The 26,906-nt window shown below is 65.9% G+C and carries 12 protein-coding genes; 5 read left to right on the forward strand and 7 right to left on the reverse strand.

Annotation, left to right across the window (positions count from 1 at the left end):
* The 4 genes from AC3FJ6_RS16125 to msrB all read right to left on the reverse strand — a co-directional run.
* The coding region (locus tag AC3FJ6_RS16125) for an autotransporter-associated beta strand repeat-containing protein (RefSeq protein WP_488772839.1) at positions 1–11,440 on the reverse strand (11,440 nt) is incomplete at its 3' end.
* Positions 11,441–12,145: 705 nt separating this feature from the next.
* Positions 12,146–12,877 carry a peptide-methionine (S)-S-oxide reductase MsrA gene (gene msrA, locus AC3FJ6_RS16130; protein ID WP_488772840.1) on the reverse strand — a complete coding sequence of 244 codons (732 nt, stop codon included), beginning with the start codon at positions 12,875–12,877 and terminating at the stop codon, positions 12,146–12,148.
* A 26-nt stretch (positions 12,878–12,903) separates the two neighbouring features.
* A complete protein-coding gene (locus AC3FJ6_RS16135) occupies positions 12,904–14,751 on the reverse strand; it encodes a cytochrome c biogenesis protein DipZ (protein ID WP_488772841.1) in 1,848 nt (615 codons plus the stop codon).
* A gap of 44 nt (positions 14,752–14,795) precedes the next feature.
* Complete coding sequence (msrB, locus tag AC3FJ6_RS16140; protein ID WP_488772842.1) at positions 14,796–15,314, reverse strand: peptide-methionine (R)-S-oxide reductase MsrB; 519 nt, start codon at positions 15,312–15,314, stop codon at positions 14,796–14,798.
* Between the two features lie 186 nt (positions 15,315–15,500).
* On the opposite strand from msrB, the gene AC3FJ6_RS16145 reads away from it, so the two are divergent.
* A complete protein-coding gene (locus AC3FJ6_RS16145; protein ID WP_153948425.1) occupies positions 15,501–16,244 on the forward strand; it encodes a response regulator transcription factor in 744 nt (247 codons plus the stop codon).
* Positions 16,241–17,692: a sensor histidine kinase gene (locus tag AC3FJ6_RS16150; RefSeq protein ID WP_488772843.1), complete on the forward strand. Its 1,452-nt coding sequence runs from the start codon at positions 16,241–16,243 to the stop codon at positions 17,690–17,692. Before AC3FJ6_RS16145 ends, AC3FJ6_RS16150 begins: the two co-directional genes overlap by 4 nt.
* A gap of 52 nt (positions 17,693–17,744) precedes the next feature.
* Here AC3FJ6_RS16150 and AC3FJ6_RS16155 read toward each other — a convergent pair whose 3' ends face one another.
* Positions 17,745–18,656, reverse strand: a complete 912-nt coding sequence (locus AC3FJ6_RS16155; protein WP_488772844.1) for a LysR substrate-binding domain-containing protein — start codon at positions 18,654–18,656, stop codon at positions 17,745–17,747.
* Positions 18,657–18,777: 121 nt separating this feature from the next.
* Here AC3FJ6_RS16155 and eno point away from each other — a divergent pair, with 121 nt between their 5' ends.
* Positions 18,778–20,055: a phosphopyruvate hydratase gene (gene eno / locus AC3FJ6_RS16160; RefSeq protein ID WP_488772845.1), complete on the forward strand. Its 1,278-nt coding sequence runs from the start codon at positions 18,778–18,780 to the stop codon at positions 20,053–20,055.
* Positions 20,056–20,093: 38 nt separating this feature from the next.
* Here the strand turns inward: eno and AC3FJ6_RS16165 are convergent, their stop codons facing one another.
* Positions 20,094–20,354: a hypothetical protein gene (locus AC3FJ6_RS16165; RefSeq protein WP_101682162.1), complete on the reverse strand. Its 261-nt coding sequence runs from the start codon at positions 20,352–20,354 to the stop codon at positions 20,094–20,096.
* Positions 20,355–20,734: 380 nt separating this feature from the next.
* Between AC3FJ6_RS16165 and AC3FJ6_RS16170 the strand changes: the two genes are divergently transcribed.
* Positions 20,735–21,052 (forward strand): hypothetical protein, encoded by a 318-nt coding sequence (locus AC3FJ6_RS16170; RefSeq protein WP_488772846.1) that lies wholly within the window; start codon positions 20,735–20,737, stop codon positions 21,050–21,052.
* 423 nt (positions 21,053–21,475) lie between these two features.
* Positions 21,476–21,865: a hypothetical protein gene (locus AC3FJ6_RS16175; RefSeq protein WP_153948430.1), complete on the forward strand. Its 390-nt coding sequence runs from the start codon at positions 21,476–21,478 to the stop codon at positions 21,863–21,865.
* A 135-nt stretch (positions 21,866–22,000) separates the two neighbouring features.
* Here AC3FJ6_RS16175 and AC3FJ6_RS16180 read toward each other — a convergent pair whose 3' ends face one another.
* Positions 22,001–26,890: an NAD-glutamate dehydrogenase gene (locus tag AC3FJ6_RS16180; protein ID WP_488772847.1), complete on the reverse strand. Its 4,890-nt coding sequence runs from the start codon at positions 26,888–26,890 to the stop codon at positions 22,001–22,003.
* Positions 26,891–26,906 lie beyond the last annotated feature (16 nt).

Below are 26,906 nucleotides of genomic sequence, written 5' to 3' on the forward strand. Positions count from 1 at the left end.
GGGTACTGTCGCTGGCGAAGTCGAGCTGCAGGGCGGCGTTGTTGGCCACAGCGCCGGTTCCCATGGCACTGCCGCTGGTGGCAATCAGCGTGCCGTCGGAGAGGGTGGTGCCGCCGGTATAGGTGTTGGTGCCCGAGAGCGTGAGCGCGCCGGTCCCCGTCTTGGTGAGTTGACCGGCGCCGCCGATCACGCCGGAGAAGGTGGTGTCGCTGGTGTTGTTGGCCGTCAGCACTGTTGTGTCGAGGGATCCCAGGCTGACTGTGCCGGCGCCGGACAGATTGTTGGCGGTCTGGCTGAAGTCGTTCATGGCCAGCGTGGCGCCGCTGGCGATGGAGACCGCGCCGCTGCTGGCGAAGGCATCGGCGATGCCAGTGGCCAGCGTGCCGGCGCTGACGGTGGTGAGCCCCGTATAGGTGTTCTTGGCCGACAGGGTCAGCGTACCGTTGCCGGCCTTGGTCAGATCGTGGCCGTTCCATTCCGTTGCCGACGCGGTCTGATCGGCGAGTACGACATCGACGTTGAAGGCGTCGGCGGTATTGGTCAGCGTGAAGAGTCCATTACCGAGCGTGGCGCCAGCCTGCCAGGTGAGGCCGAAGCCGACGTTGTAGTCGAGGTTGTCGGCGCTCTTGCGTCCGGCCAGCGTCAGGTAGTCGACGGCACTGGCGGCCCCCCCGAGGTTGACGGTGGTGAAGTCGCCGGTGATGCCGCCGGTGGTGTGGATGACCCTGAACAGGGTGCTGGTCAACGCGCTGGCGGTGTTGGGCGCACTGGCGGAGAAACCGGTGATGTTCAGCGTGCCGGCCAGTGCGGCACTGGCGGCGGTGATGGCAGTGTTGTTGTTCGCACCCAGGGCGACCCCGAGCGTGGAGTCTGCGTCCTGCGTGAGGGCGTTGGCTACGTTGAGCTGCGCATTGCCGTCAATGGCGGTGGTGGCGCCGCTGGCGGTGGTGAGGCTGTCGGCGGTGAAGACGCCATCTTGCGCAAAATACAGCGTACCGGCATTGACCGCGACGGTACCCTGCGTGCCGCCGCCGGTCAGCGTGGCGGTGCCGGTGCCGGTCTTGGTCAGGCTGCCAGTGCCGGAGAGGGCGTTGGCCAGGGTGCTGTCGCTGGCGAAGGCAAGTTGCAGGGCGGCGGTGTTGGCAATGGTGCCGGTTCCCATGGCACTGCCGCTGGTGGCAATCAGCGTGCCGTCGGAGAGGGTGGTGCCGCCGGTATAGGTGTTGGTGCCCGAGAGCGTGAGCGCACCCGTCCCCGTCTTGGTGAGCTGGCCGGCGCCGCCGATGATCCCCGAGAACTCCGTGTCGCTGGTGTTGTTGGCCGTCAGCACCGTGGTGTCGAGCGTGCCGGTGCCGATGGTACCGGCGCCGGACAGGTTCCTGGCCGTCTGGCTGAAGTCGTTCATGGCCAGGGTGGCGCCACTGGCGATGGAGACCGCGCTGCTCGTGGCAAACGCATCGGCGATGCCGGCGGCGAGTGTGCCGGCGTTGACGGTGGTCAGTCCGGTATAGGTGTTCTTGGCCGACAGGGTCAGTGTGCCGGCGCCAGCCTTGGTCAGATCGTGGCCGTTCCATTCCGTTGCCGACGCGGCCTGATCGGCCAGCACGACATCGACGTTGAAGGCGTCGGCGGTATTGGTCAGCGTGAAGAGTCCATTGCCGAGCGCCGTGCCGGCCTGCCAGGTGAGGCCGAAGCCGACGTTGTAGTCGAGGTTGTCGGCGCTCTTGCGTCCGGCCAGCGTCAGGTAGTCGACGGCACTGGCGGCGCCGCCGAGGTTGACGGTGGTGAAGTCGCCGGTGATGCCGTCGGTGGTGTGGATGACCCTGAACAAGGTGCTGGTCAACGCGCTGGCGGTGTCGGGTGCACTGGCGGAGAAGCCGGTGATGTTCAGCGTACCGGCCAGGGTGGCGCTGGCGGCGGTGATGGCAGTGTTGTTGTTCGCACCCAAGGCGACCCCGAGCGTGGAGTCTGCGTCCTGCGTGAGGGCGTTGGCTACGTTGAGCTGCGCGTTGCCGTCGATGGCGGTGGTGGCGCCGCTGGCGGTGGTGAGGCTGTCGGCGGTGAAGACGCCATCTTGCGCAAAATTCAGCGTACCGGCATCGACCGCGACGGTACCCTGCGTGCCGCCGCCGGTCAGCGTGGCGGTGCCGGCACCGGTCTTGGTGAGGCTGCCGGTGCCGGACAGGGCGTTGGCCAGGGTGCTGTCGTCGGCGAAATCGAGCTGTAGGGCGGCGGTGTTGGCCACGGCGCCGGTTCCCATGGCGCTGCCGCGGGTGGCAATCAGCGTGCCGTCGGAAAGGGTGGTGCCGCCGGTATAGGTGTTGGAGCCAGAGAGCGTGAGCGCGCCGGTCCCCGTCTTGGTGAGTTGACCGGCGCCGCCGATGATGCCGGAGAAGGCCGTGTCGCTGGTGTTGTTGGCCGTCAGCACGGTGGTGTCCAGCGTGCCGGTGGCGATGGTACCGGCGCCGGTCAGATTGTTGGCGGTCTGGCTGAAGTCGTTCATGGCCAGGGTCGCGCCCGCGTTGACCGTGACCGCGCTGCTCGTGGCAAACGCATCGGCGATGCCGGCGGCCAGTGTGCCGGCGCTGACGGTGGTCAGTCCGGTATAGGTGTTCTTGGCCGACAGGGTCAGTGTGCCGGCGCCAGCCTTGGTCAGATCGTGGCCGTTCCATTCCGTTGCCGACGCGGCCTGATCGGCCAGCACGACATCGACGTTGAAGGCGTCGGCGGTATTGGTCAGCGTGAAGAGTCCATTGCCGAGCGTGGCGCCAGCCTGCCACGTAAGCCCGAAGCCGACGTTGTAGTCGAGGTTGTCGGCGCTCTTGCGTCCGGCCAGTGTCAGGTAATCCACGGCACTGGCGGCGCCCCCGAGATTGACGGTGGTGAAGTCGCCGGTGATGCCGTCGGTGGTGTGGAGTACCGTGAAATGCGTGCCGGTCAGTGCGCTGGCCGTGGTCGGGGCTGCCGTGGTGTATCCGCTGAGGCTCAAGGTGCCGGCCAGGGCCGCGCTCTTGGCGGTAATGACCGGCTGGCTGCTGGCGAGCAGCGCGTTGCGTTCGGCGGTAGCGGCATTGCTGCCGGCATCGATCGCGACGCTGAGCGTGGAGCCGGAGGTCTGCGTGAAGGCATCGGCCACGTTGAGCTGCGCGGTGGCATCGATGGCGGTGGTGGCACCGCTGGCGGTGGAGAGGCTCTCGGCATTGAATATCCCGGTCTGCCCGAAGCGCAGCGTACCGGCATCGACCGCGACGGTACCCTGCGTGCCGCCGCCGGTCAGCGTGGCGGTGCCGGCACCGGTCTTGGTGAGGCTGCCGGTGCCGGACAGGGCGTTGGCCAGGGTACTGTCGTCGGCGAAGGCGAGTTGCAGGGCGGCGTTGTTGGTGACCGAACCCGTGCCCATGGCACTGCCGCTGGTGGCCACCAGTCTGCCGTCGGAGAGGGTGGTGCCGCCGGTGTACGTGTTGGAGCCAGAGAGCGTGAGGGCACCGGTCCCCGTCTTGGTGAACGTGCCGGCGCCGCCGATGATCCCCGAGAACTCCGTGTCGCTGGTGTTGTTGGCCGTCAGCACCGTGGTGTCGAGCGTGCCGGTGCCGATGGTACCGGCGCCGGTCAGATTGTTGGCGGTTTGGCTGAAGTCATTGAGCGCGAGGGTGGCACCGCTGGCGATTGAGACCGCGCCGCTGCTGGCGAAGGCATCGGCGATGCCAGTGGCCAGCGTGCCGGCGCTGACGGTGGTGAGCCCCGTATAGGTGTTCTTTGCCGACAGGGTCAGCGTGCCGTCCCCCGCCTTGGTCAGGTCCTTGCCGTTCCATCCGGTGGCCGATGAGGCCTGGTCTGCGAGTACGACATCGACGTTGAAGGCGTCGGGTGGGCCGGTGAGCGTGAACGCGCCGTTCCCCATCGTGGGGCCAGCCTGCCAGGTGAGGCCGAAGCCGACGTTGTAGTCGAGGTTGTCGGCGCTCTTGCGTCCGGCCAGCGTCAGGTAATCCACGGCGCTGGCGGCGCCGCCGAGGTTGACGGTGGTGAAGTCGCCGGTGATGCCGCCGGTGGTATGGATGACCCTGAACAGGGTATCGGCCAATGCGCTGGCGGTGGCAGGTGCCGCGGTCGTGTATCCGCTGATGTTCAGCGTGCCGGCCAGGGTGGCGCTGGCGGCGGTGATGGCAGGGTCGTTGTTCGCACCCAGGGCGACCCCGAGCGTGGAGCCAGTCGCCTGGGTGAGTGCGTTGGCCACATTGAGCTGCGCGTTGCCGTCGATGGCCGTGGTGGCGCCGCCGGCGGTGGTGAGGCTGTCGGCATTGAATATCCCGGTCTGCCCGAAGCGCAGCGTACCGGCATCGACCGCGACGGTACCCTGCGTGCCGCCGCCGGTCAGCGTGGCGGTGCCGGTGCCGGACTTGGTGAGGCTGCCGGTGCCGGAGAGGGCATTGGCCAGGGTACTGTCGCTGGCGAAGGCGAGTTGCAGGGCGGCTTTGTTGGCCACGGCGCCGGCTCCCATGGCGCTGCCGCTGGTGGCAATCAGCGTGCCGCCCGATATGGTGGTGCCGCCGATGTACGTATTAGTACCGGTGAGTGTGGCGGTGCCGTCATCGGTCTTGGAGACGCTGCCGGTGCCGGAAATGGTGTTGGCCAGGGTGCTGTCGCTGGCGAAGGCGAGCTGCAGGGCGGCGTTGTTGGTCACCGAACCCGTGCCCATGGCACTGCCGCTGGTGGCGACCAGCGTGCCGCCCGAGATGGTGGTGCCGCCGGTGTAGGTATTGGCACCGGCCAGCGTGAGCGCGCCCGTTCCCGTCTTGGTGAGCTTGCCGGCGCCGCCGATCACACCGGAGAAGGCCGTGTCGCTGGTGCTGTTGGCCGTCAGCACCGTGGTGTCGAGCGTGCCCGTGGCGATGGTACCGGCGCCTGACAGGTTCCTGGCGGTCTGGCTGAAGTCGTTCATGGCCAGCGTGGCGCCGCTGGCGATGGAGACCGCGCCGCTGCTGGCAAACGCATCGGCGATGCCGGCGGCCAGCGTGCCGGCGCTGACGGTGGTGCGTCCCGTATAGGTGTTCTGGGCCGACAGGGTCAGCGTACCGTCGCCGGCCTTGGTCAGGTCCTTGCCGTTCCATTTGGTGGCCGATGCGGCCTGGTCGGCGAGTACGACGTCGACGTTGAAGGCGTCGGTGGCATCGGCCAGCGTGAAGACGCCGTTGCCGAGCGTTTTCCCGGCCTGCCAGGTGAGGCCATATCCGACGCTGTAGTCGAGGTTGTCGGTGCTCTTGCTGGCGGCAATGGTCAGGTAGTCCACGGCGCTGGCGGCGTCCCCGAGGTTGACGGTGGCGAAGTCACCGGTAATGCCGTCGGTGGTGTGAAGTATCGTGAAGTGCGTGCCCGCCAGCGCACTGGCCGAGACGGGGGCCGCGACGGTGTATCCGCTGACGTTCAGCGTGCCGGCCAGGGTGGCGGAGCCTGCAGTGACAGCGGGATCGTTGCTGGCACCCAGGGCGACAGTGAGCGTGGAATCGGAGGCTTGCGTGAAGGCATTCGACACGTTCAGCTGTGCCTTGCTGTCGATGGCCGTGGTGGCGCCACTGGCGGTGGTGACAGTGCCGGCGGTGAAGGTGCCGGTCTGGCCGAAACGCAAGGTGCCGGCGTTAACGGCAATGGCGCCCTGGGTACCCACCGCGCCCAGGGTGGCCGCGCCGGTACCCGTCTTGATGAGGCTGCCAGTGCCGGACAGGGTGTTGGCCAGGGCGCCGTCGCTGGCGAAATCGAGTTGCAGTGCCGCATTGTTGGCCACGGCGCCGGTGCCTATGGCGCTGGCATTGGTGGCCACCAGCCTGCCATCGGAGACCGTGGTGCCGCCGGTATAAGTGTTGGAGCCAGAGAGAGTCAGCGTGCCTGTGCCGGTCTTGGCCAGCTGGCCGGCCCCGCCGATGATCCCGGAGACGGCCGTGTTGCTGGTGTTGTTGGCGGTCAGCACTGTTGTGTCGAGGGAACCCAGGCTGATTGTGCCGGCGCCGGACAGGTTCCTGGCCGTCTGGCTGAAGTCATTGAGCGCGAGGGTGGCGCCACTGGCGACAGAGACCGCGCCGCTGCTGGCGAAGGCATCGGCGATGCCGGCCGTCAGCGTGCCGGCGCTGACGGTAGTCAGCCCGGTATAGGTGTTCTTGGCCGACAGGGTCAGCGTACCGGCGCCGGCTTTGGTCAGATTCTTGCCATTCCATCCCGTGGCCGACGCGGCGTGGTCGGCAAGCACGACATCGGCGTTGAAATTGTCGGTGGCATTGGTCAGCGTGAAGACGCCGTTGCCGCGCGTGGCGCCGGCCTGCCATGTCAGGCCGAAGCCGACGTTGTAGTCGAGGTTGTCGGCGCTCTTGCGTCCAGACAGCGTCAGGTAGTCGACCGTGCTAGCCGCCCCGCCGAGGTCCACGGCACTGAAGTCGCCGGTGATGCCATCGGTGGTGTGGAGCACGGTGTACCGGATGTCGGCCAGCGCGCTGGCCGAGGTTGGGGCCGGGGTGGTGTATCCGGTGATGTTCAGGGTGCCGGCCAGCGCGGCGGACCCTGCGGTGACGGCAGGGTTGTTGCCGGTGCCGACCGCAACGTTGAGGATGGAACCGGATGCCTGCGTGAAGGCATTCGCCACGCTGAGCTGTGCCCTGTTGTCGAGGGTGGTGGTGGCGCCGCTGGCGGTGGTGAGGCTGTCGGCATTGAATATCCCGGTCTGCGCGAAGCGCAGCGTACCGCCATCGACCGCGACGGTACCCTGCGTGCCGCCACCGGTCAGGGTGGTGGTGCCCGTGCCGGTCTTGGTGAGGCTGCCCGTGCCGGAGAGGGCGTTGGCCACGGTGCCGTCGCTGGCGAAGTCGAGTTGCAGGGCCGCATTGTTGGCCACGGCACCGGTGCCCATGGCGCTGCCGCTGGTGGCAATCAGCGTGCCGTCGGAGACGGTGGTGCCGCCGGTGTAGGTGTTGGTACCCGAGAGCGTGAGCGCACCCGTTCCCGTCTTGGTGAGCTTGCCGGCACCGCCGATGATCCCGGAGAACTCCGTGTCGCTGGCGTTGCTGGCGGTCAGCACGGTAGTGGCGAGGGAGCCCAGGGTGATCGTGCCGGCGCCTGACAGGTTGTTGGCGGTCTGGCTGAAATTGTTCAGCGCGAGCGTGGCGCCACTGTCCACGGAGACCGCGCTGCTGCTGGCAAAGGCATCGGCGATGCCGGCCGACAGCGTGCCGGCGCTGACGGTGGTGAGTCCCGTATAGGTGTTCTTGGCCGACAGCGTCAGCGTACCGGCGCCGGCCTTGGTCAGATCGTGGCCATTCCATCCCGTGGCCGACGCGGTCTGGTCGGCGAGCACGACATCGGCGTTGAACTTGTCGGCGGTATTGGTCAGCGTGAAGAGCCCATTGCCGAGCGTCGTGCCGGCCTGCCACGTGAGCCCGTAGCCGACGTCGTAGTCGAGGTTGTCGGCGCTCTTGCGTCCGGCGAAGGTCAGATAGTCGACGGCACTGGTAGTGTCGCCCAGATCGACGGCAGTGAAATCGCCGGTGATGCCACCGGTGGTATGGATCACCCTGAACAGGGTATTGGCCAGCGCACTGGCGGTGGCAGGTGCCGCGGTGGTGTATCCGCTGATGTTCAGGGTGCCGGCCAGTGTGGCGGACCCCGCGGTGACGGCAGGGTTGTTGCCGGTGCCGACAGCAACGTCGAGGCTGGAACCGGATGCCTGGGTGAAGGCATTCGCCACGCTCAGCTGCGCCTTGTTGTCGATGGCCGTGGTGGCGCCGCTGGCGGTAGCGAAGCTGGCGGCGTTGAACGCCCCAGTCTGGCCGAAACGCAATGTGCCGGCTTCGACAGAGACAGCACCCTGGTTACCCGGGGTACTCAGGGTGGCCGTACCGGTACCGGTCTTTGTGAGGCTACCGGTACCCGACAGGGCGTTGGCCAAGGTGCTGTCGCTGGAGAAGTCGAGTTGCAGGGTGGCGTTGTTGGCGATGGCGCCGGTACCGAGGCTGTTGCCGCCCGTGGCCACCAGCCTGCCGCCCGAGACGGTGGTGCCGCCACTGTAGGTGTTGGTGCCGGATAGTGTCAGCGCACCGGTTCCGGTCTTGGTGAGCTTGCCGACGCCGCCGATCACGCCGGAGAACGCCGTGTCACCGCTGTTGCTGGCCGTCAGCGTTGTCGTGTCCAGTGTTCCCAGGTTGATCGTGCCGGCGCCTGACAGGTTCTTGGCCGTCTGGCTGAAGTTGTTTAGCGCGAGAGTGGCGCCGCTGGCAACGGAGACCGCGCTGCTCGTGGCGAACGCATCGGCGATGCCGGCGCTCAGCGTCCCCGCGTTGACGGCTGTCTGACCCGTATAGGTATTCTTGGCCGACAGGGTCAGTGTGCCGGCGCCCGCCTTGGTCAGATTCTTGCCGTTCCAGCCGGTCGTTGACGCCGACTGATCGGACAGCGCGGTATCGACATCGAACGTATCGGATGCCGCAGTCAGTGTGAACGCTCCGTTGCCAAGCGACGTGCCGGCGTACCAGGCAAGGCCGAAGCCGAGGTTGTAGTCGAGGTTGTCGGCGCTCTTGTGGGCGGAGAGGACCAGGTAGTCCCTCGCGCCGGACGCCCCACTGAGGTCGATGGCGGAGAACGTTCCGGTGATGCCATCGGTGGTGTGGAGGATCGTGTACTGCGAGGTATCCAGCTCGCTCGCTGAGTCTGGCGGTGTGCCGCTGAAGCCGGCAACGTGCAGCGAGCCACTGACCGCGGCGGACTTTGCGGTGATCAGGGGCGAGTTCGCCGAGCCGACATCCACATTCAGCGTGGACCCGGCTGCCTGTGTGAATGTCTGACCAATCTGCAGCTGTGCGTTGGAACCCAGCGTCGTGGTTGCATCGCTGGCGGTGGTCATATTGTTCGCAACGGCAAAAATACCCTCCTGGTCGAAATGCAGGGTGCCGCCGTTGACGTTGACGGTTCCCGCGCCAGAATCCACCGAGGTCAGGGTCGCGGTGCCCGCGCCGGTCTTCAGCAGGGTGCCGGAGCCGGAGATCCGGTTGGCCAGCGTATTGGCATCGGCAAAATCGAATTGCAGGGTGCCGTTATTTGTGAGCGCGCCCGTGCCGATGGCGCCGCTGTTGCTGGCGCGCAGTGTTCCGGCCGAAATCATTGTGCCGCCGCCGTAACTGTTGGACGTGCCCGAAAGTGTCAAGGTACCCGTGCCAGACTTCGTCAGGGAGCCGGTGCCGGTGATGTCCCCTGAATAGGTCGTGCTGGTGCTGCCGCTGGCGGTCAGTGTTGCCGAACCAAGGAGTATGGAACCCGCGCCGGAAAGATTCTGCGCAGTCTGGTTGAGATTATCTGCGCTCATGTCGAGGGTGCCATCCACCACGACATTCCCGCTGCTTGCAAATGCATTGGCCACGGTTCCGGCAAGGGTGGAGCCCGTGTTGATATTCGTCGTTCCGGTATAGCTGTTCCCGGATGATGACAGCTGCAGTGTTCCACCGCCCTGGATATTGAGGCCGCCCGTGCCGGCCAGCCGGCCGCTCACGTTCAGTGCGGAGCCGGTAGCGATATTGGCGAGAACCGTACCGATGAGGTTGATGTTGCCAGATGAAGCCAGTGTGCCGCTGCCGGAAAATTGCGCGCCGCTCTGGAAGTTGATGTTCGTGGCATCGAGCGTGAAAAGACCGTTGTTGATCTGGACTTGCCCCCCATTCTGGACTGTCAGGTTCAAGGCCCTGAGGCTGGTATTGTCGTTGCCCTGGAGCGTGCCAGCGGCAACAGTAAATGTTCCTGACGACGTGTTGCCGTATTTCACGCCATCGGCCAGGATGAAATTGCCGTCCTGCACTGTGGTATTGGCTGTGATATTAGAGTCGTAATTGGACGTGGTGCCGTTGTCTCCATAAAAGACAACATCGCCGGCCCCCGTCTTGTTGACCGTCACGGTGGAACCGGCAACGGAAGATATCGGATCGCGAAGCTGAATCTGATAACCGGCGCTGGCACTCAGGTTAAATGTGCCCGACGACCCGAGATAAATGCCGTTGGGGGTCCCGGTTCCAGTGATGGGGTTGTAGGCCCCATCCACCTGGACACCGTGCCGGTTGCCCTGGAACAGGATATTTTCGGTGGCTGCATTCAGTGAGATGGTTCCGGACTGCAAGTAGATTGCCCCACCGTTTCCCGTAGCCGAATTGTTGAGAAACTGTGTGCCTGACGACAGGCTTAGCAGTGCGCCGGAAGCGTCATAGTAAATCGCGCCGCCATTTGCCGAGCCGCTTCCCGATCCGGTTTTCGCGACGACGTTGTTCTGGAATAGCGCCGGGCCGCCAAAAATATACCGGTAATTGTAGGAATTCCCATTTCCAAATGCGCTGATTGCGCCGCCGTATGCGGACCCCCCCGAGCCAGTGGACGCCACGTAGTTGCCGTCGAATGTGACCGGTCCATTGAACCTGACGACCGATGCGCCGGAGCCCGGGCTCGTGTAGCCGATGTTGATGGCCCCTCCGCGAGGATTTCCAGAGCCGGTGGAAGACGACTCGACATAGTTTCTCGTGAAGCTGGCGCTGTCGTTGAAGGTGAGTGTCGAGGCGCCACCCCATATATCGATGGCTCCCCCGAAATACCTGACTGCATAATTTCTGTTGAATGTCGTTTTTCCATTGAAAGTCAGCTCTCCGTTGTTCTGGTACATGGCGATCGCACCGCCATAATTCGCGGTCGAGTTGGAATTGAATACATATTCACCATTAAAAACCATGGTGCCAGCGCGCATGGAAAGAACCCCGGCGCCGTCACCCGTGGAAGTGTTGTTGCTGAAAGTCACCTTGTTGTCGCCTGTGCCGGCGGTAACATTCACTACCGTGCTGCCGGTTGTGCCGTCCAGATAGAATACATTGCCGAACGCGCCGGTTAATCCGTCGAATGTGACGTTATTCACGAATATATTGGAGGTTCGTGTGCCGCCGGTATTATAGAATATTGCCTGGTCGTCATTTGCCGTTTGTCCGAATTTCAGGTTGGATAGCGTGACGGAGTTGTTGTTGATGCTGGATGAGTTGTAGTTCAGAACATTATTGGCGGCGCGCGTGATGGTATTCCCGTTCCCGTCAATCGACAGTATCGAGTGCCCCGCGGTATTTACGGATACTGAGTTATTCCAGGTTGCCCCGGAAGTGATCTGAAAGGAATTGCTGGTGTCGGACCGGTTGGGGGTTCCCGAAGTGCTGCCATTCAGATAACTGCCGGTATCCGTTGCGACAGGTATGGGAGTCTGTGCTTCTGCAGAAGAAGACAGTGCCGGATTGAATAATTGCCCGATCAGCATGGCGAGAGCGAGATTATTGTGCCTCGGGGTGATCTGCGAGGCGGATTTTTTGCCGTTCCTCATTCTTGCGGCAGCACTTCCCCTGCAATTGCGCGGTTGACCGGCAACTGTTTTTGCGGAGTCAGTCAGTGTCATGGTTTTTATCAACCTCGGTTATTATGACGTGGTCTGATTGGCTGCTTTACGAGAATAAGGATATGGATTTCCGTGCGTTGCAAATTCTGTCGCATTTGGCGGGTATTAAAAACCGATGCGACGGATCGGTCATGCTGAGTGTATATGGTGATAATAATAAATCCAGTTCGTTGTCTGTATATATGGATCGATTATCGTGATGATCAGAAATCCTTGCTGTGAGAGGGATTTGCGATTTTGGCTGCGAGCGACTATATATAGGCCAGTAGCGGGGCGCCGGCGATGCCAGCAAGGGCGGTTCGCTACTGAAAATGAGGAAAATCTGGATAATCAAGAAAATCAGGCGATTTTCCGGATTTGAATACTGACCATGTGGAAATCTGAAGCCACCCGAATGGGGAACCCGTAAGGCGGAACTGTTCGGGAGAGGAGGGAGGAGAGCGTGGACAGTGAGGAGTGGAGCGGAGAGCGCTTGCAGCGTGCCGAGGTGAATTGCTGCAACGCTTCCTTACATTTCAGACATGTGTCTTGGTCCTGTGATGGTCTAGCCTGTGCTCATTGTGTCAATGCAGTTTGTACTGGCGAAACATCGACGAATGACGTGGCGAGACATACTTCTGATCGGCTCTGGATGGGTGGGAGCCTGCCTGGCGGCAGGCTGGTTTCTGACGTCGGTGGTCAAGGTGATGGGCTGAGTGGCATCCGTTATTTCCCCTTGGACACCAGCATCGGTTCATTCCGGTACACGTCCGGAAACATCGTCTTCAGGTTGCCGATCTTTGGCAGGTCATTGATGACGATGTATGGATAGTTCGGGTTGTTGGCCAGAAAGTCCTGATGGTAGGGCTCGGCGGGATAGAACCCCTTGTAGTCCTCGACACGCGTCACGATCGGCGCCTTGAATGACTTGGCCGCGCCGAGCTGCGTGATGTAGGACGATGCCACCGAGCGTTGCTCGGGCGAGAGCGGGAAGATCGCCGAACGGTACTGTGTGCCGTAGTCCGGTCCCTGACGATTCAGTTGTGTCGGATCGTGGGCGACGGAGAAGAAGACCTGCAGCAGCTTGCCATAGCTGATTTGGGTCGGGTCGTAGCGGATCTCGACGGATTCCGCATGGCCCGTCATCCCGGTGCCGACTTGCTCATATTGCGCAGTGCCCGCGGCGCCGCCGGCGTAACCGGACACCACCCGTGTCACGCCGCGGACATGCTGAAACACGCCTTGCACACCCCAGAAGCAGCCGCCGGCGAATACCGCGGTTTCGCTGTGGCTGGTGCCCGGTTTCTCGTCGACCGTTGGCGCGGGAATCTTCACCGCGGCTTCCGCCGAGACGGCAGGCAGCTTCCACGTTACCGCCACGGCTGCCAGCAAGGCCAGGCCGGTGAGCTTGAGTGCGGTGGGGCGGGTCCAGTGTTGCAGGATGGCGGTGGGTTTCATGATCTGCTTTCTCCGAAATGGATGGATCAGCCGAACGTGAAGGCGTAGGCCTGCACGCCGGCGTCAAGGAATTCGATGGTGAACGTGCGATCGCGGATGTCGCCGCGCTGCCGCACAAGCTGGTACAGCCGCTGGCCGGTGACCTTGCCGCTGCCATCGGCTGCCACGTCGGTGCCGTGGGAGGCGCCTGGAGCGTGGCCATCGATCGTCACGCGAAAGCGCACCGGCTTGCCGTCCGTACCGGGGCCCAGCACAAGATGCAGGTCGCGGGCATGGAAGCGGTAGACGATGCGCCCGTTGGCACGTTCCAGCGATGCCTGTTCCTGCCCCACCTTCCAGCCGCCAGCCAGACCCCATTCGTTGAGCGAGAGACTGGCCGGGGTGGTGTAGTCCCGGGTCTGGTCCTGCTGCGCGCCGCCGGGCGACACGAAGTGCTCGGCGCGCGCATAGCCGACGTAGGTTTCCGCCGAGCGCATCGTGTCGTTGTCGGCGGGCATCTCCACACCCTGCATGGCGGTGCCGCCGGTCGTCGCGACCTTGGTCACGTCCGTGTGGCCGGCTTCGGCCAGCAGTTGCCGGATCACGGCTTCTGACTTGGCATAGTCGCCTTCGCCGAAATGGTGGAAGCGCACGCGTCCCTGGGCGTCGATGAAGTAATGCGCCGGCCAGTAGTTGTTCTGGAACGCGCGCCAGATGGCGTAGTTGTTGTCGATCGCGACCGGGTAGGTCACGCCCAGGTCCTTCGCGGCCTTGCGGACGTTGTCGACATTGCGCTCGAAGGCGAACTCGGGCGCATGCACGCCGATCACCACCAGCCCCTGGTCGCGATACTTCTCCGCCCATGCCTTCACGTACGGCAGCGAGCGCAGGCAGTTGATGCACGAATACGTCCAGAAATCGACCAGCACGACCTTGCCACGCAGGGCCTCTGCCGTGAGCGGCGGCGAATTCAGCCACGCCACCGCGCCATCGACACCGGGAAACTTGCCTTCGACCGGCAGATCCGATGCGGGGCCGGCCGCGGCGCGCATCATCATCGACCCGCCGGATGCCTCGGGCGTGGCCGACATCGCCATGGTGTTCTGTGCCATCGCCTGGGGCTTGGCCTGCATCATCATCGCGCCGCCACCGCCGTTGCCGGCGTCCTTGCGGCCCGCGAACGCATCGACCAGCCGCTGTTCCAGCCCGCCGGTGGCCACCGTGGAAATGCGCGTGAGGATGCCGGTATCGAGCCCGAGCGCGATGGCGCCCACACCCACAAGCATGGCGGCGCCGATGCCGCGCCGGATCCATTCGCCCGCGCCGAGCGACCGCTTCATGGCGGCGAACACGCGGCCGCCCACCAGCAGTGCCACGGCCAGCGAGGTGGCGGCCCCGGCGGCATAGGCGAGCAGCAGCAGGGTGGTGCCGATGCTGGCCCCTTGCAGGGCGGCGCCTGTCAGCACCAGGCCCAGGATCGGTCCCGCGCAGGGCGCCCAGAGCAGGCCGGTGGCGATGCCGAGCAGGAACGACGACGCCGGGCTGGCCGGGCGTCCGTCGGCCTGGGCGAAGTTTGTCAGGCGGCTGCCGGCACGCACCAGCGGCTGGGTCAGCCGTTCGGCCAGGCTCGGCAGCAGCAGCGTCACGCCGAACACGGCTAATAGTGCGATGGCCAGCCAGCGGCCGAGTTCATTGGCCTGCGCCACCCAGCCGCCGCCCACGGCGGCCAGCGTGGCCACGCCGGCGAACGTGATGCCCATGCCGGCCAGCAGGGGCAGCCCGCTGCGCACGAACGGCTGGTCGGCCCGCGCGAAGACGAAGGGCAGGACGGGCAGGATGCAGGGGCTCAGGATCGTCAGGACCCCGCCCAGGTAGGCAAGTATCAGCAGCAGCATGGCGTAGTGCTCGTGGTCAGTGGCCAGGGGTGTCGGCCGGTCAGTCAGGCGGCCGCCGGCCGGAAGGTCATCGCCACGCCGTTCATGCAGTAGCGCAGGCCGGTGGGCTTGGGGCCGTCATCGAAGACATGGCCCAGGTGACCGCCGCAGCGGCGGCAATGCACGGCGGTGCGAATCATCCCGAACGTCACGTCCTGGGTGGTGCCCACCGCATTGGCCAGTGGGGCCCAGAAGCTGGGCCAGCCGGTGCCGCTGTCGAACTTGGTATGCGACGAGAACAGGTCGAGCTGGCATCCCGCGCAGGCAAACACGCCCTTGCGGTGCTCGTCGTTGAGCGGGCTGCTGAACGGCCGTTCCGTGCCTTCCTGCCGCAGCACGTTGTACTGGGCAGCGGTCAGCTTCTTGCGCCAGTCCGCGTCGCTCATGGTCACTTCGAATGTCTCGGGGGCCTGCGGGCCAGTGCCGGCGCTGGCCGGGCCAGCCAGCAGGCGCCAGCCGCCCAGGGCGGCCACCGCGGCGGTCAGGGTGCCGCCGGACAGCAGAAAGCGTCGGGTGATGCGCATGGTGGACTCCGTGCTCGGGAAGGGGTGATCGGATGGTAGGCAACGGGGCGTATCGGAGTCCTCGCCGAACCTTAAACAATTCGTGATAACTGCCTCGGGCGGATTTCTGCACAATAGCGACACATTGCCGATTTCTTGACTCCCGATCTCCCGATCTTTCCCGCGCCCCTGCCCACCCGGTACAACATGGAACACCCGAAACGGATCCTGCTGGTCGAAGACGATGCCGGCATTGCCAACGTGCTGGCCATGCATCTGCGCGACGAACGCTACGAGGTCGTCCACAGTGCCGACGGCGCCGAAGGCCTGCGCCTGCTGGAGCAGGGTGGCTGGGACGCGCTGGTGCTGGACCTGATGCTGCCCGGCGTGGACGGGTTGGAAATCTGCCGGCGGGCGCGCGCGATGACGCGCTACACGCCGATCATCATCACCAGCGCGCGGTCCAGCGAGGTGCACCGCATCCTGGGCCTGGAACTGGGCGCCGACGACTACCTGGCCAAGCCGTTCTCGGTGCTGGAACTGGTGGCACGTGTCAAGGCGCTGCTGCGGCGCGTGGAGGCGATGGCCCGCGATGTGCGTGCCGATGCCGGCAGCCTGGAACTGGCGGGCCTGGCCATCGACCCGCTGGCGCGCCAGGCCTCGGTGGACGGCCGGCGGCTCGATCTCACGCCGCGCGAGTTCGACCTGCTGTACTTCTTCGCGCGCCATCCCGACAAGGTGTTCTCGCGCATGGACCTGCTCAACGCGGTCTGGGGCTATCAGCACGAAGGCTACGAACACACCGTGAACACGCATATCAACCGGCTGCGCACCAAGATCGAGGCGGATCCTGCGCGGCCAATGCGCATCCTGACGGTCTGGCGCCGGGGTTACCGTTTCGTGGCCGACCCGGCAGCCGCGCCATTGGGGGAAGAAGGGGAGCCATCGTGAAGCTGTCGCTGACCCAGCGCCTGTCCGCCGTGTTCGCGGCGCTGCTGCTGGCCTGCTGCGGGGCGTCGGCCTGGCTGCAGGTGCGCGCCAACGCGATGCACGAGAAAGAGGTGATCCAGAGCCTGTCGCGCGGCCTGGCCGCCTACATCGCGCGCAATGCCTTGCTGGAGGACCAGAGTGCCATTGCGCCGCAGGCGCTACGCCAGCTGTTCGGTCAACTGATGGTGGTGAACCCGAGCGTGGAGGTCTATCTGCTGGACGACCAGGGCCATATTCGCGGCCACGATGCGCCCAGCGGCCACCTGATCCGCGATCGGGTCGATCTGGCGCCGATAAGGAAGCTGATCGACGGCGGCGCGCTGCCGATCCTGGGCGACGACCCGCGCAGCGCCTCCGGGCGCAAGGTGTTCAGCGCCGCGCCGTTGCGGCAGGGCGGCTATATCTATGTGGTGCTGATGGGCGAGACGCACGACCGGCTGGCCGCGCGGGCGTCGCAGGATTCGGTCATGCGCACCACATTGTGGTCGATGGCGCTGGTGGCCTCGCTGGGCCTGATCGCCGGCCTGGTGGCGTTTGCGCTGATCACCCGGCCGCTGCGCCGGCTGACCAACGAAATCCGGCAGTTCGATTCCGGCGATGCCTACACCGCCGGCAACCCGCAGGCGACGCCGGCAGAGCCCGTGCCGCGCGACGAAATGGCGGCGCTGGAATCGGCGTTTCGCCAGATGTCGGACCGCATCGACAGCCAGTGGCGCGCGCTCAAGCAGCAGGATCAGGAGCGGCGCGAGATGGTGGCCAATATCTCGCACGATCTGCGCACGCCGCTGACGTCGTTGCACGGCTACCTGGAAACCTTGTCGGTGAAGGCCGACAGCCTGAGCGCGGACGAACGCCAGCGCTATCTGGCGATTGCGCTGGCGCAGAGCGCCAAGGTCGGCGGCCTGGCGCAGGCGCTGTTCGAGCTGGCGCGGCTGGAGCATGGCATGGTGCAGGCCGTACCCGAGGATTTTTCGATGGCTGACCTGACGCAGGACGTGCTCGAAAAATTTGCCTTGCCCGCCGAGGCCAAGCACCTGCAACTGCGCGCCGGGGTGCCCCCCGCGCTGCCGGCCGTGTCGGCCGACCTGGGCATGATCGAACGGGTGCTGACCAATCTGCTGGACAACGCGATCCGGCACACGCCGGCCGGCGGTACGGTGGAAATCGACCTGGCCAGCCAGGACGGCAGGGTGGCGGTTACCGTCAGCGATACGGGGCCGGGCATTCCGCCGGCACTGCGCGAGTCGATCTTCCAGCGGCCGTTTCCGTCGGGCGGCGCGCATCGGGGCGGCGGCCTGGGCTTGCTGATCGTGCAGCGCATGCTGCAGTTGAATGGCAGTCAGGTGAAGCTGGTGGACCGGCAGGGCGGTACGACGCTGACGTTTGCGCTGCGGGCGGCGGCGCGCTAGCGGTCAGGGCTGGCATGGGATGTCCGGCAGCCCTTGGCGGGCCTTTCCTTCGTCATGGCAGGGGCAGCCTGTGACCGCCATCCGGCCCCTCCACGATCTGGCCGCCCAAGCGTACCCTTAGCCAGCCGACGAATGCCGCGATATCGGCGTGAACGCCGGCGCGGATCTGACGCTCGGCCGGCACTGCCATCAGCCCGCCGTCGAACGCCGTGAAGCCATACGGCGCCACCAGCGCGCCCGCATCCAGTTCGCCGCGAATCAGCCGCTGCTCCACCAGCGCCACGCCCAGCCCCGCCAGCGCCGCCTGGATGCACAGATGAGTGTGCGGGAACGTGAGCCCGCCATGGGGCGCGATACGCTTGCCGGTCTTGGCTTCCCATTGATCCCATGCGCTCGACGTGAAATCGTGGGTGATCCGCACGCCCGTGGCGATCTGCCTGGCGTGGGCCGGCGTGCAAACCGGGCCGAACAGGACTGGGGCCAGCGGCATCGCACGCTGCCGATCGGCGGCCGGGTACGACGATAGATCCCACGCGATCACCACATCGGCGCCTTCGGTGCGCATCTCGCGCGCGGAAGTCATCGACAGCCGGATCCGGATATCGGGCCGGACGCGATAAAAATCCGCCAGTTCAGGCACCAGCCAGCGCATCGCGAACGTCGCGCTGCAGGCCACATGCAGTGTAGGACCGCGCGACTGGTCCAGAACGCGGTCGTAGCCTTGCTCCAGCTGGTCGAACACCGCGCGCACCACATCGTAGAACGCACGGCCATGGTCGTTGAGCCGTACGCCGGTGCCGTCACGCTCGAACAGTTCGACGCCCGCATGCTCCTGCAACAGCCGCAACTGCCGGCTGACCGCGCCATGGGTGCGGCACAGTTCCTCGGCGGCGCGCGTGACGGAACCCGTGCGGGCCGTGGCCTCGAACGCGCGCAGCGTGGACATCGGGGGCAGGGTGCGCATGGTGGCTCTGTGAGAAAAACTGACGAATTGAAGAAAATAACGCGATATTCGCCGGGCAGGAAGGTGTCTACGATCCATCCATCGATATTTTTTTCACGAAATCTCACTGGGGGAAGTTGGCATGGCGCGAATCGTGGCGGTGGCGGGACTGGAGGTGCTGGACAGCCGGGGCAACCCGACCGTCGAAGTGGAAGTGACGCTGGACGATGGCGCAAGCGGCCGCGCCATCGTGCCGTCGGGGGCGTCCACCGGCGCGCGCGAGGCGCTGGAACTGCGCGATGGCGATCCGCGCCGTTTTCTGGGGCGGGGCGTGTCGCGGGCCGTGCGGGGGGTCGACACCACCCTGCGCGACGCCCTGCGGGAATGCGACGCCCTGGAACAGGCGCAGGTCGACACCATCATGATCGACGTCGATGGCACGCCCGACAAAAGCCGGCTCGGCGCCAACGCCATGCTTGGCGTGTCACTGGCCGTGGCGCGTGCCGCGGCCTCTTCGAGGCGTCAGCCGCTGTTCGCCAGCCTTGGCGGCGACCGCGCCACGCTGTTGCCGCTGCCGTTGATCAACGTGATCAATGGCGGCGCGCATGCCGATAACGCGCTCGATTTTCAGGAATTTATGATTGCCCCGGTGGGCGCGGCCACATTTACCGATGCGGTGCGCGGCAGTGCCGAGGTATTCCATACGCTGCGCGGCCTGCTCAAGGCCGACGGCCACAACACGAACGTGGGCGACGAGGGCGGCTTCGCGCCTGCGCTGCGCACAGCCGAATCGGCACTGGACTTCCTGGTCGAAGCGATTGGGCGCGCCGGATACCGGGCGGGGCAGGACATCGCGCTGGCCCTGGACCCCGCCGCAAGCGAGCTGTACGCGGACGGGCAGTATTGTTACCCAGGCGAAGGCGTCACGCGTTCGCGCGTCGAGCAGGTGGACTATCTGGTCGGACTGGCAACGCGCTACCCGATCGTGTCGATCGAAGACGGCATGGCCGAGGACGATGCGGAAGGCTGGCAGTTGCTGACGCAGCGGCTGGGCCAGCGTTGCCAGCTGGTGGGCGACGATGTGTTCTGCACCCATCCCACGCTGCTGCGCGAAGGCGTGGATCGGCATATCGCCAACGCCATTCTGGTCAAGCCCAACCAGATCGGCACCCTCAGCGAAATGCTGGCGACGGTACGCGTTGCCCATGGCCATGGCTATGCCGCGGTGATGTCGCATCGCTCGGGCGAGACCGAGGATGTCACGATTGCCGACCTGGCCGTGGCCACGCGCTGCGGGCAGATCAAGACCGGGTCGTTGTCGCGCGCGGATCGTACGGCCAAGTACAACCAGTTGCTGCGCATCGAGCGCATGCTGGGTAGCCGGGGGCGCTATGCGGGCGGCGAGGCCTTGCGGCGCTGATGCCCGGCGACGCCAGGGGACGCCCCCAGCCCGGCCACCTATAGCAGCGCGAAGCGGGCGGCCTGCGGCCCCACCACCGCCGGCCGGCTGACCGGGTACCGATGATGGTCGCCGCCGGCCTCGAACGACAGGTAGTCGGGCGTCCAGCGCAGGCCGCGCAGGAAACGGGTTTCCAGGCCATCGACAACAATGGCGCCGCCCTGCACGGTGACGCTGTCACAAGGCAGGCGCAGCAACTCGGCGTCGTCGCCGAAGTAATGGGCTTCCAGCAGGATCGAAGCGGCTTGGTAGGCGGGCATGATGGTCGTCGGTGCGGCGAATCGAATACTGTATAAACATACAGTAGTATAGCGGCCTTGCTGCCCGGCTGCACGTGCCTGATTCTCAATTTTCGCGGCCGATCTCGGATTCAGAAAAGTCTTGCTTCGGCGACACCGCATTGCGCCGGGGCACATCCACGGCCGCGATCCTGCCCCATCGCCAGATTGGTATAACCTGCAATGCAGGAACCTCCGATCTTCCGGCGTCTCTCGACATCGGAGAAACGTCTCGAAGCGGGAGGCTGCGGATGTTGGAAAGGGAAAGCAGGACGTGCTGGTTTGCTGCGGGATTGCTGACGGGGGCCATCACGGCGGGCATATGTGCATGGCTGGGCGTTCAGCGCGCGCGGCACGACAGGTTGCCAGGCGGAACGCCGGGCCCGGCCGATGCCGGTGATGCCGAAGCGCCGGCCGGAGCCGCTGCCGGGCCGGTACCTTCGGTGGCCGCCTCGCACCAGACCGACGGTGGGTCCGACATGTTCGAGTACCGTGGGTTTGTCGTGCATCTGTTCTGGCAGGCCCTGGCGCCGGAGCGTTATCGCGCGTGGTGCGATATCTGGGAGGCCGGGGCCGTGGTGCAGGAAGCGGGCGGTCCGCCGGCCACGTTCCTGACCGCGGCCGAAGCGCGGCTGGCTGCCGGGGCATGGGCACGCCACTGGGTGCAGAACAATGGCTAGGCCAGTCACGCCATCCCGCCGACGTGGGGCGTGAATCATGCGGATGCGCGGTGTGACGCGCGATGGCTGCGTGATACGATGACTCGCTTCATTTGGAGTTCATGATGTTTGTCTGCCAGAACCAGCCTTGCGGCGCACAGTGGTCGCCCGACGAGGTGGAGATCCGGAACGAAGGGCAGGGCCCGCTGTTTCGCTGCCCGCTATGTGGCGCGCGCAATCACCTGGAGGCCCGCAGAGGGCCGGACGGCGCGCCAGGATACCGCCAGGTTCCTCGCGCTCCCGCCGCCGCCGCGCCGGAGCGTCTGTCCAGGCCGGCGCCTCACCGTGGAAAACGGCACTGATTGCGCCGCGCAAGAGGGGGGCCTTCCATCGCGATAGCGATGCCTCCTCAAGGCGGCGCGGTCTCGTACCGTTAAGACACCCATGGACATTAGCGATATCTCTCACGATGCCGCCTCCAATGCCGAAATCATTGGATGGTCGGGTGCATCCCCACAGGTCATTGCCAGAGTGCTGAACACCGCGCTGGCCGCGCAGGATCTCTCGGGCTTTGCCGCGCTGCTGTCTGACATCGCACGAGACCGCGGCCTCAAGGGGGCGCGCGGCACGCATCAGTCGATCTACGACATGCCGTATGCGAGCCTGCTGCCGCGCCAGAAGCATATGCTGGCCGATGCGTTCGACCTGTTCCTGCGCCTGGGGCTTGAATTCCGTGCGCGTGGCGACGGGGCGGACGACGATCTGACCGATGATGGCGACGACGCGCCGCCGCTGCGGGACATGGACGACGACGACGTGATCGACGACGACTGAAGCCGCCGCACCGGACCCTTCCCTTCATACGACGGTTCATACGACCGTTCATACGACTGTTTGACCACCCCATCTTCCGGCCCGCCAAGCGCGGGCCGTTTCCATTTGCGGTGCGGGTCAACGCGTGCGCCCGCGTCAGGCACGTTCCAGCAGGCCGATCTCCCTGACCGCCACCGACAGCATCGACAGTGCCGCCGCGCCCGACACACCCGACGCGCGCTGGTCGGTCAGCATCTGCGCGTAGCGGTCCAGCGCCACCTGGCGGCTGGCCCGCCAGCTATGGATCATTGCCGCCGCATCGTCGCTGTCCCGGGCCTGCGCCAGCACGCTGGTGGTCAGCGCGCGCTTGAGCCGGCCCAGGTCTTCCAGCGTAGTGGTGCGCGCGAGCAGGTCCCAGTGCGTATCGGCCGGCAGCGACAGCGCGCGTTCGCGCAGCCAGCCGAAGTTGAGTTCGGTGTCGAGCGCGAAGTAGACCGCCGCCACCGCGCCCAGGCTGCGTTGGCAGGCCCCGGCCACTTCGGCAATGTCCAGTGCGGCGGCAGCGTTGTCGCTGGCCGCCACGCGCAGGGCCAGGTCGTCGTCGACACCCGCCTCGGTCAGCGACAGGGCCGCATCGGCCATGGCCTGCGACGTCTCGGGCGGCAGCAGCACGGCCAGTTGCGGCGTCAGCCACTGCGCGGCCTCCACGAAACGGGTTGCCCCCGGCTCGACGGTGCCACCGCCCCGCAGGTAGCGCACGAACCATAGCGTCGCGCGTTCCAGCAGCCGGCCCAGCGCGCCGAACATGCGCGCCTGGATGGCATCGTCCACGCGGTTGTCCAGGGCGTCGATGCGTTGCCACAGCCCGGTCAGCCCGAATACGTCGCGCGCCAGCAGGCAGGCGCGCACGATGTCGGCGGGCCGGGCGTCGGTTTCTTCCATCAGCCGATGGACGAAGGTGGCGCCGATGCGGTTCACCAGCATGTTGGTCAGGTGCGTGGCCAGGATCTCGCGCCGCAGCGGGTGTCGCTGCATGGCCGCCGCATGCTGCTGTTGCAGCGGCTTCGGGAAGTAGTCGATCAGCAGGCCCGCCACCAGTGGGTCTTCGGGCAGGTCGGACACCAGCAGTTCGTCGTAGAGCCACATCTTGCTGTAGGCCAGCAGCACCGCGCGCTCGGGCGATGTCAGGCCCTGGCCCAGCGACTTGCGTTCGGCGATGTCGGTGTCGGACGGCAGGAATTCCAGCGGACGGTTGAGGCGGCCCGCGCGCTCCAGCCATCGGATCAGCCGGCCCTCGGCATCGACCAGCACCGGCGCCTCGCGCCCCGCCACCGACAGCGCCTGGGTCTGGTAGTAGTTGTCCTCCAGCACCAGCCGGCCCACCTCGTCGGTCATCTCGGCCAGCAGCTTGTTGCGCTGCTTGCCGGTCATCTCGCCATCGGCCACCACCAGGCCGAGCAGGATCTTGATGTTGACCTCGTGGTCGGAGCAATCGACGCCGGCCGAGTTGTCGATGGCATCGGTATTGATGCGGCCGCCATTGCGCGCGAATTCGATGCGGCCCAGTTGCGTGAAGCCCAGGTTGCCGCCTTCGCCCACCACCTTGCAGCGCAGCTCGTTGCCGTTCACGCGGATCGCGTCGTTGGACCGGTCGCCGGCCTGCAGGTGCGTCTCGGTGCTGGCCTTGACGTAGGTGCCGATGCCGCCGTTGTAGAGCAGGTCCACCGGCGCGGTCAGGATCGCGTGCATCAGTTCGTTCGGCGACAGCGCCGACGCCTGGATGCCCAGCGCGGCCTGCACCTGCGGCGACAGCGCGATCGTCTTGGCCGTGCGCGGGAACACGCCGCCGCCGGCCGATATCAGCGCCTTGTCGTAGTCGGCCCAGCTGGAGCGGGGCAGGTCGAACAGGCGCTGGCGCTCGGCCAGGGCCTTCGCGCAATCGGGGTCCGGGTCCAGGAAGATATGCCGATGGTCGAACGCGGCCAGCAGCTTGATATGGGGCGACAGCAGCATGCCATTGCCGAACACGTCGCCGGACATATCGCCCACGCCCACCACGGTGAACGGCGTGCTCTGGATATCGACGCCCATTTCGCGGAAGTGCCGCTTGACGCTTTCCCACGCGCCGCGTGCCGTGATGCCCATCTTCTTGTGGTCATAGCCCACCGAGCCGCCCGACGCGAAGGCGTCGTCGAGCCAGAAGCCGTATTCGGCCGAAATGGCGTTGGCATAGTCCGAGAACGTGGCTGTGCCCTTGTCGGCCGCCACCACCAGGTAGGGGTCGTTCTCGTCGTGGCGCACCACGTCGGGCGGCGGCACCGGCTGGCCCGATACCAGGTTGTCGGTCAGGTCCAGCAGGCCGCGCAGGAAGGTCTGGTAGCAGGCCACGCCTTCGGCCAGGAAGGCATCGCGATCGGTGGCCGGCGGCGGGCGCTTGACCACGAAGCCGCCCTTGGAGCCCACCGGCACGATCACGGTGTTCTTGACCATCTGGGCCTTCATCAGGCCCAGCACCTCGGTACGGAAGTCCTCGCGGCGGTCCGACCAGCGCAGGCCGCCGCGTGCCACCCGCCCGCCGCGCAGGTGCACGCCTTCGACGCGCGGCGAGTAGACCCAGATCTCGAACATCGGGCGCGGCTCGGGCAGGCCCTGCACCAGCGCCGGATTGAACTTGAACGACACGTACGGGCGCGGCTGCCCGTCCGTACCGCGATGGAAATAGTTGGTGCGCACCGTGGCGTCGATCAGGTTCAGGAACAGCCGCAGGATGCGGTCCTCGTCCAGGTTGGGCACCTGGTCGAGCGCGGCATCGATGTCGGCCAGCCACTTGCGGGTGCGCGGGTCGTCGGTCTTTTCGGCATGATCGGGGGCGGGCGCGGCCGCCGTGGCCGGGTCGAAGCGCGCCAGGAACAGCGACACCAGCATCGACGCGATGTTGGGATTGGCCGTCAGCGCCCGTTCGATATACGCATTGCTGAACGTGGAGCCCACCTGGCGCAGGTACTTGGTGTAGGCGCGCAGGATGGTCACGTCGCGCGCGGCCAGGCCCGCGCGCAGCACCAGCCGGTTGAAGTCGTCGTTCTCGATCTCGCCATTCCAGGCGCGCGCGAAGGCATCCTCGAACAGCGGCTTGATCTTCTCGATATCGATGTCCAGCGGCTTGCCGTCGGGGTCGGCCACGATTTCGAGCCCGAAGTCGTGAATCCACACCGGCTCGCAGCCGTCGGGCTCGATCAGGTAGGGGCGCTCTTCGTCCACGCGCACGCCCAGGTGTTCCAGCATCGGCAGGCTCAGCGACAGCGCGATGGGTTCGCCGGCGCGGTACACCTTGAAGCGGAACACGCCCGATGGCGCCTCGATCGGCCGGTACAGGTTCATCGCGAGCTTGCTGGGATGCTGGCGCGCGTGTTCCATCAGCTCGATATCGCGCACGGCGGTGCGGGCGGCGTAGTCTTCACGAAAGCCGGCCGGGAACGAGTCGCCGTAGCGGCGCAGCAGCCGGTTGCCCTGTTCCTCGCCGCGGCTGTCGTGCAGCGCCTGCGCCAGGTCGTCCTGCCAGCGGCGCGTGGCCTGCACGATCTTTTCTTCCAGCTCGCGCGTGTCCACCTCGGGCATCGTGCCCGGTTGGCCGCGTACCGTCAGCTGGATGCGCGCCAGCGGCGATTCCGACAGCTGCGGCGTGAACTCGCAACTGGTGCCGTTGAACGACTGCACCAGCAGCTTCTGGATGCGCTGGCGCAGGTCGGTGTTGTACTTGTCGCGCGGCACGAAAACCAGGCACGAGATAAAGCGGTCGAAGCGGTCGCGCCGCACGAACAGCCGCGTACGCTGGTGTTCCTGCAGGCGCAGGATGCCCAGCGTGATGTCGAACAGTTCGTCCTCGTCGGCCTGGAACAGTTCGTCGCGCGGATACTGCTCCAGGATCGTCACCAGCGACTTGTACAGGTGGCCCTTGGTCAGGAAGCCGGCCCGCTGCAGGATATTGGCGCACTTGCGGCGCACCAGCGGAATCTCGCTGGTACTGACCATGTAGGCCGTGGACGTATACAGGCCCACGTAGCGGCGCTCGCCGAACAGGTTGCCATGGGCGTCGAGCAGCTTCACGCCCACGTAGTCGAGATAACCGGGCCGATGCACGGTGGATCGCGAGTTGGCCTTGGTGATGAAGATCGGCGATGCGCCTTCGATGATGGCACGTGCGGCGGGCGGCAGGGGGGTGACATCGTCCGTGCCCGGGTCGCGCAGCGCCTCGCGCAGGATGCCCGCGCCCGAGCCCGCCACACCGCGCAGGAAGTACTGGCCGTCACGCGACACCAGTTCATAGTCGCGCTGGCCCAGGAACGTGAAATGGTCGTCGAGCATCCATTCCAGGAACGCCCGCGCCTCGGTCGACTCCGGCGTGCCCGCATCGGCCGCGTGGGCCATGCCGGCCACGGTTTCCTGGGCGATCTGGCGCATGCGCGGCCAGTCTTCCACGGCCGCGCGCACATCGCCAAGCGCGGCGCCGATGCCCACGCGCAGTGCGTCGAGCCGGGTGGCCTCGCCGGTTCGATCCACTTCGAAATGGATGAACGATTCGAGCCGGCAACGATCGGTGCTGGCTTCGGTGCCGCCCAGGCCGATGCTCTCGATCGCGCCGCGTGCGTCGCGGCAGACGCGGAATACCGGGTGGATGGCCGAATGCAGGGTCAGGCCGTGACGGTTGATCTCCATCGTCACGGAGTCCACCAGGAACGGCATGTCGTCGTTCACGATCTCGATGATCGTATGGTCGGAATGCCAGCCGTGTTCTTCCAGGTTGGGGTTGTACACGCGCAGTCGCGCGGCACCCGGGACGAACTTCTGGGCTGTCTGCCAGTGCGCCATCACGGCGCCGTACAGATCCGCCACGTCGCGCGCCAGCAGGTCTTCGGCATCGGCCAGGTCGTAGTAATGCCGGAACAATGGCTCGACGATGGCAAACGTGGCCGCGGGCAGGCGTTCACGCGCGAATGCAACCAGGTCATCGAGCAGTTGCGCAACCTTTTCTTCGTTCTCGGGGGGCATGGCCTCTCCTCGCTGT

The sequence above is a fragment of the Cupriavidus sp. 94F1 genome (assembly GCF_057798875.1).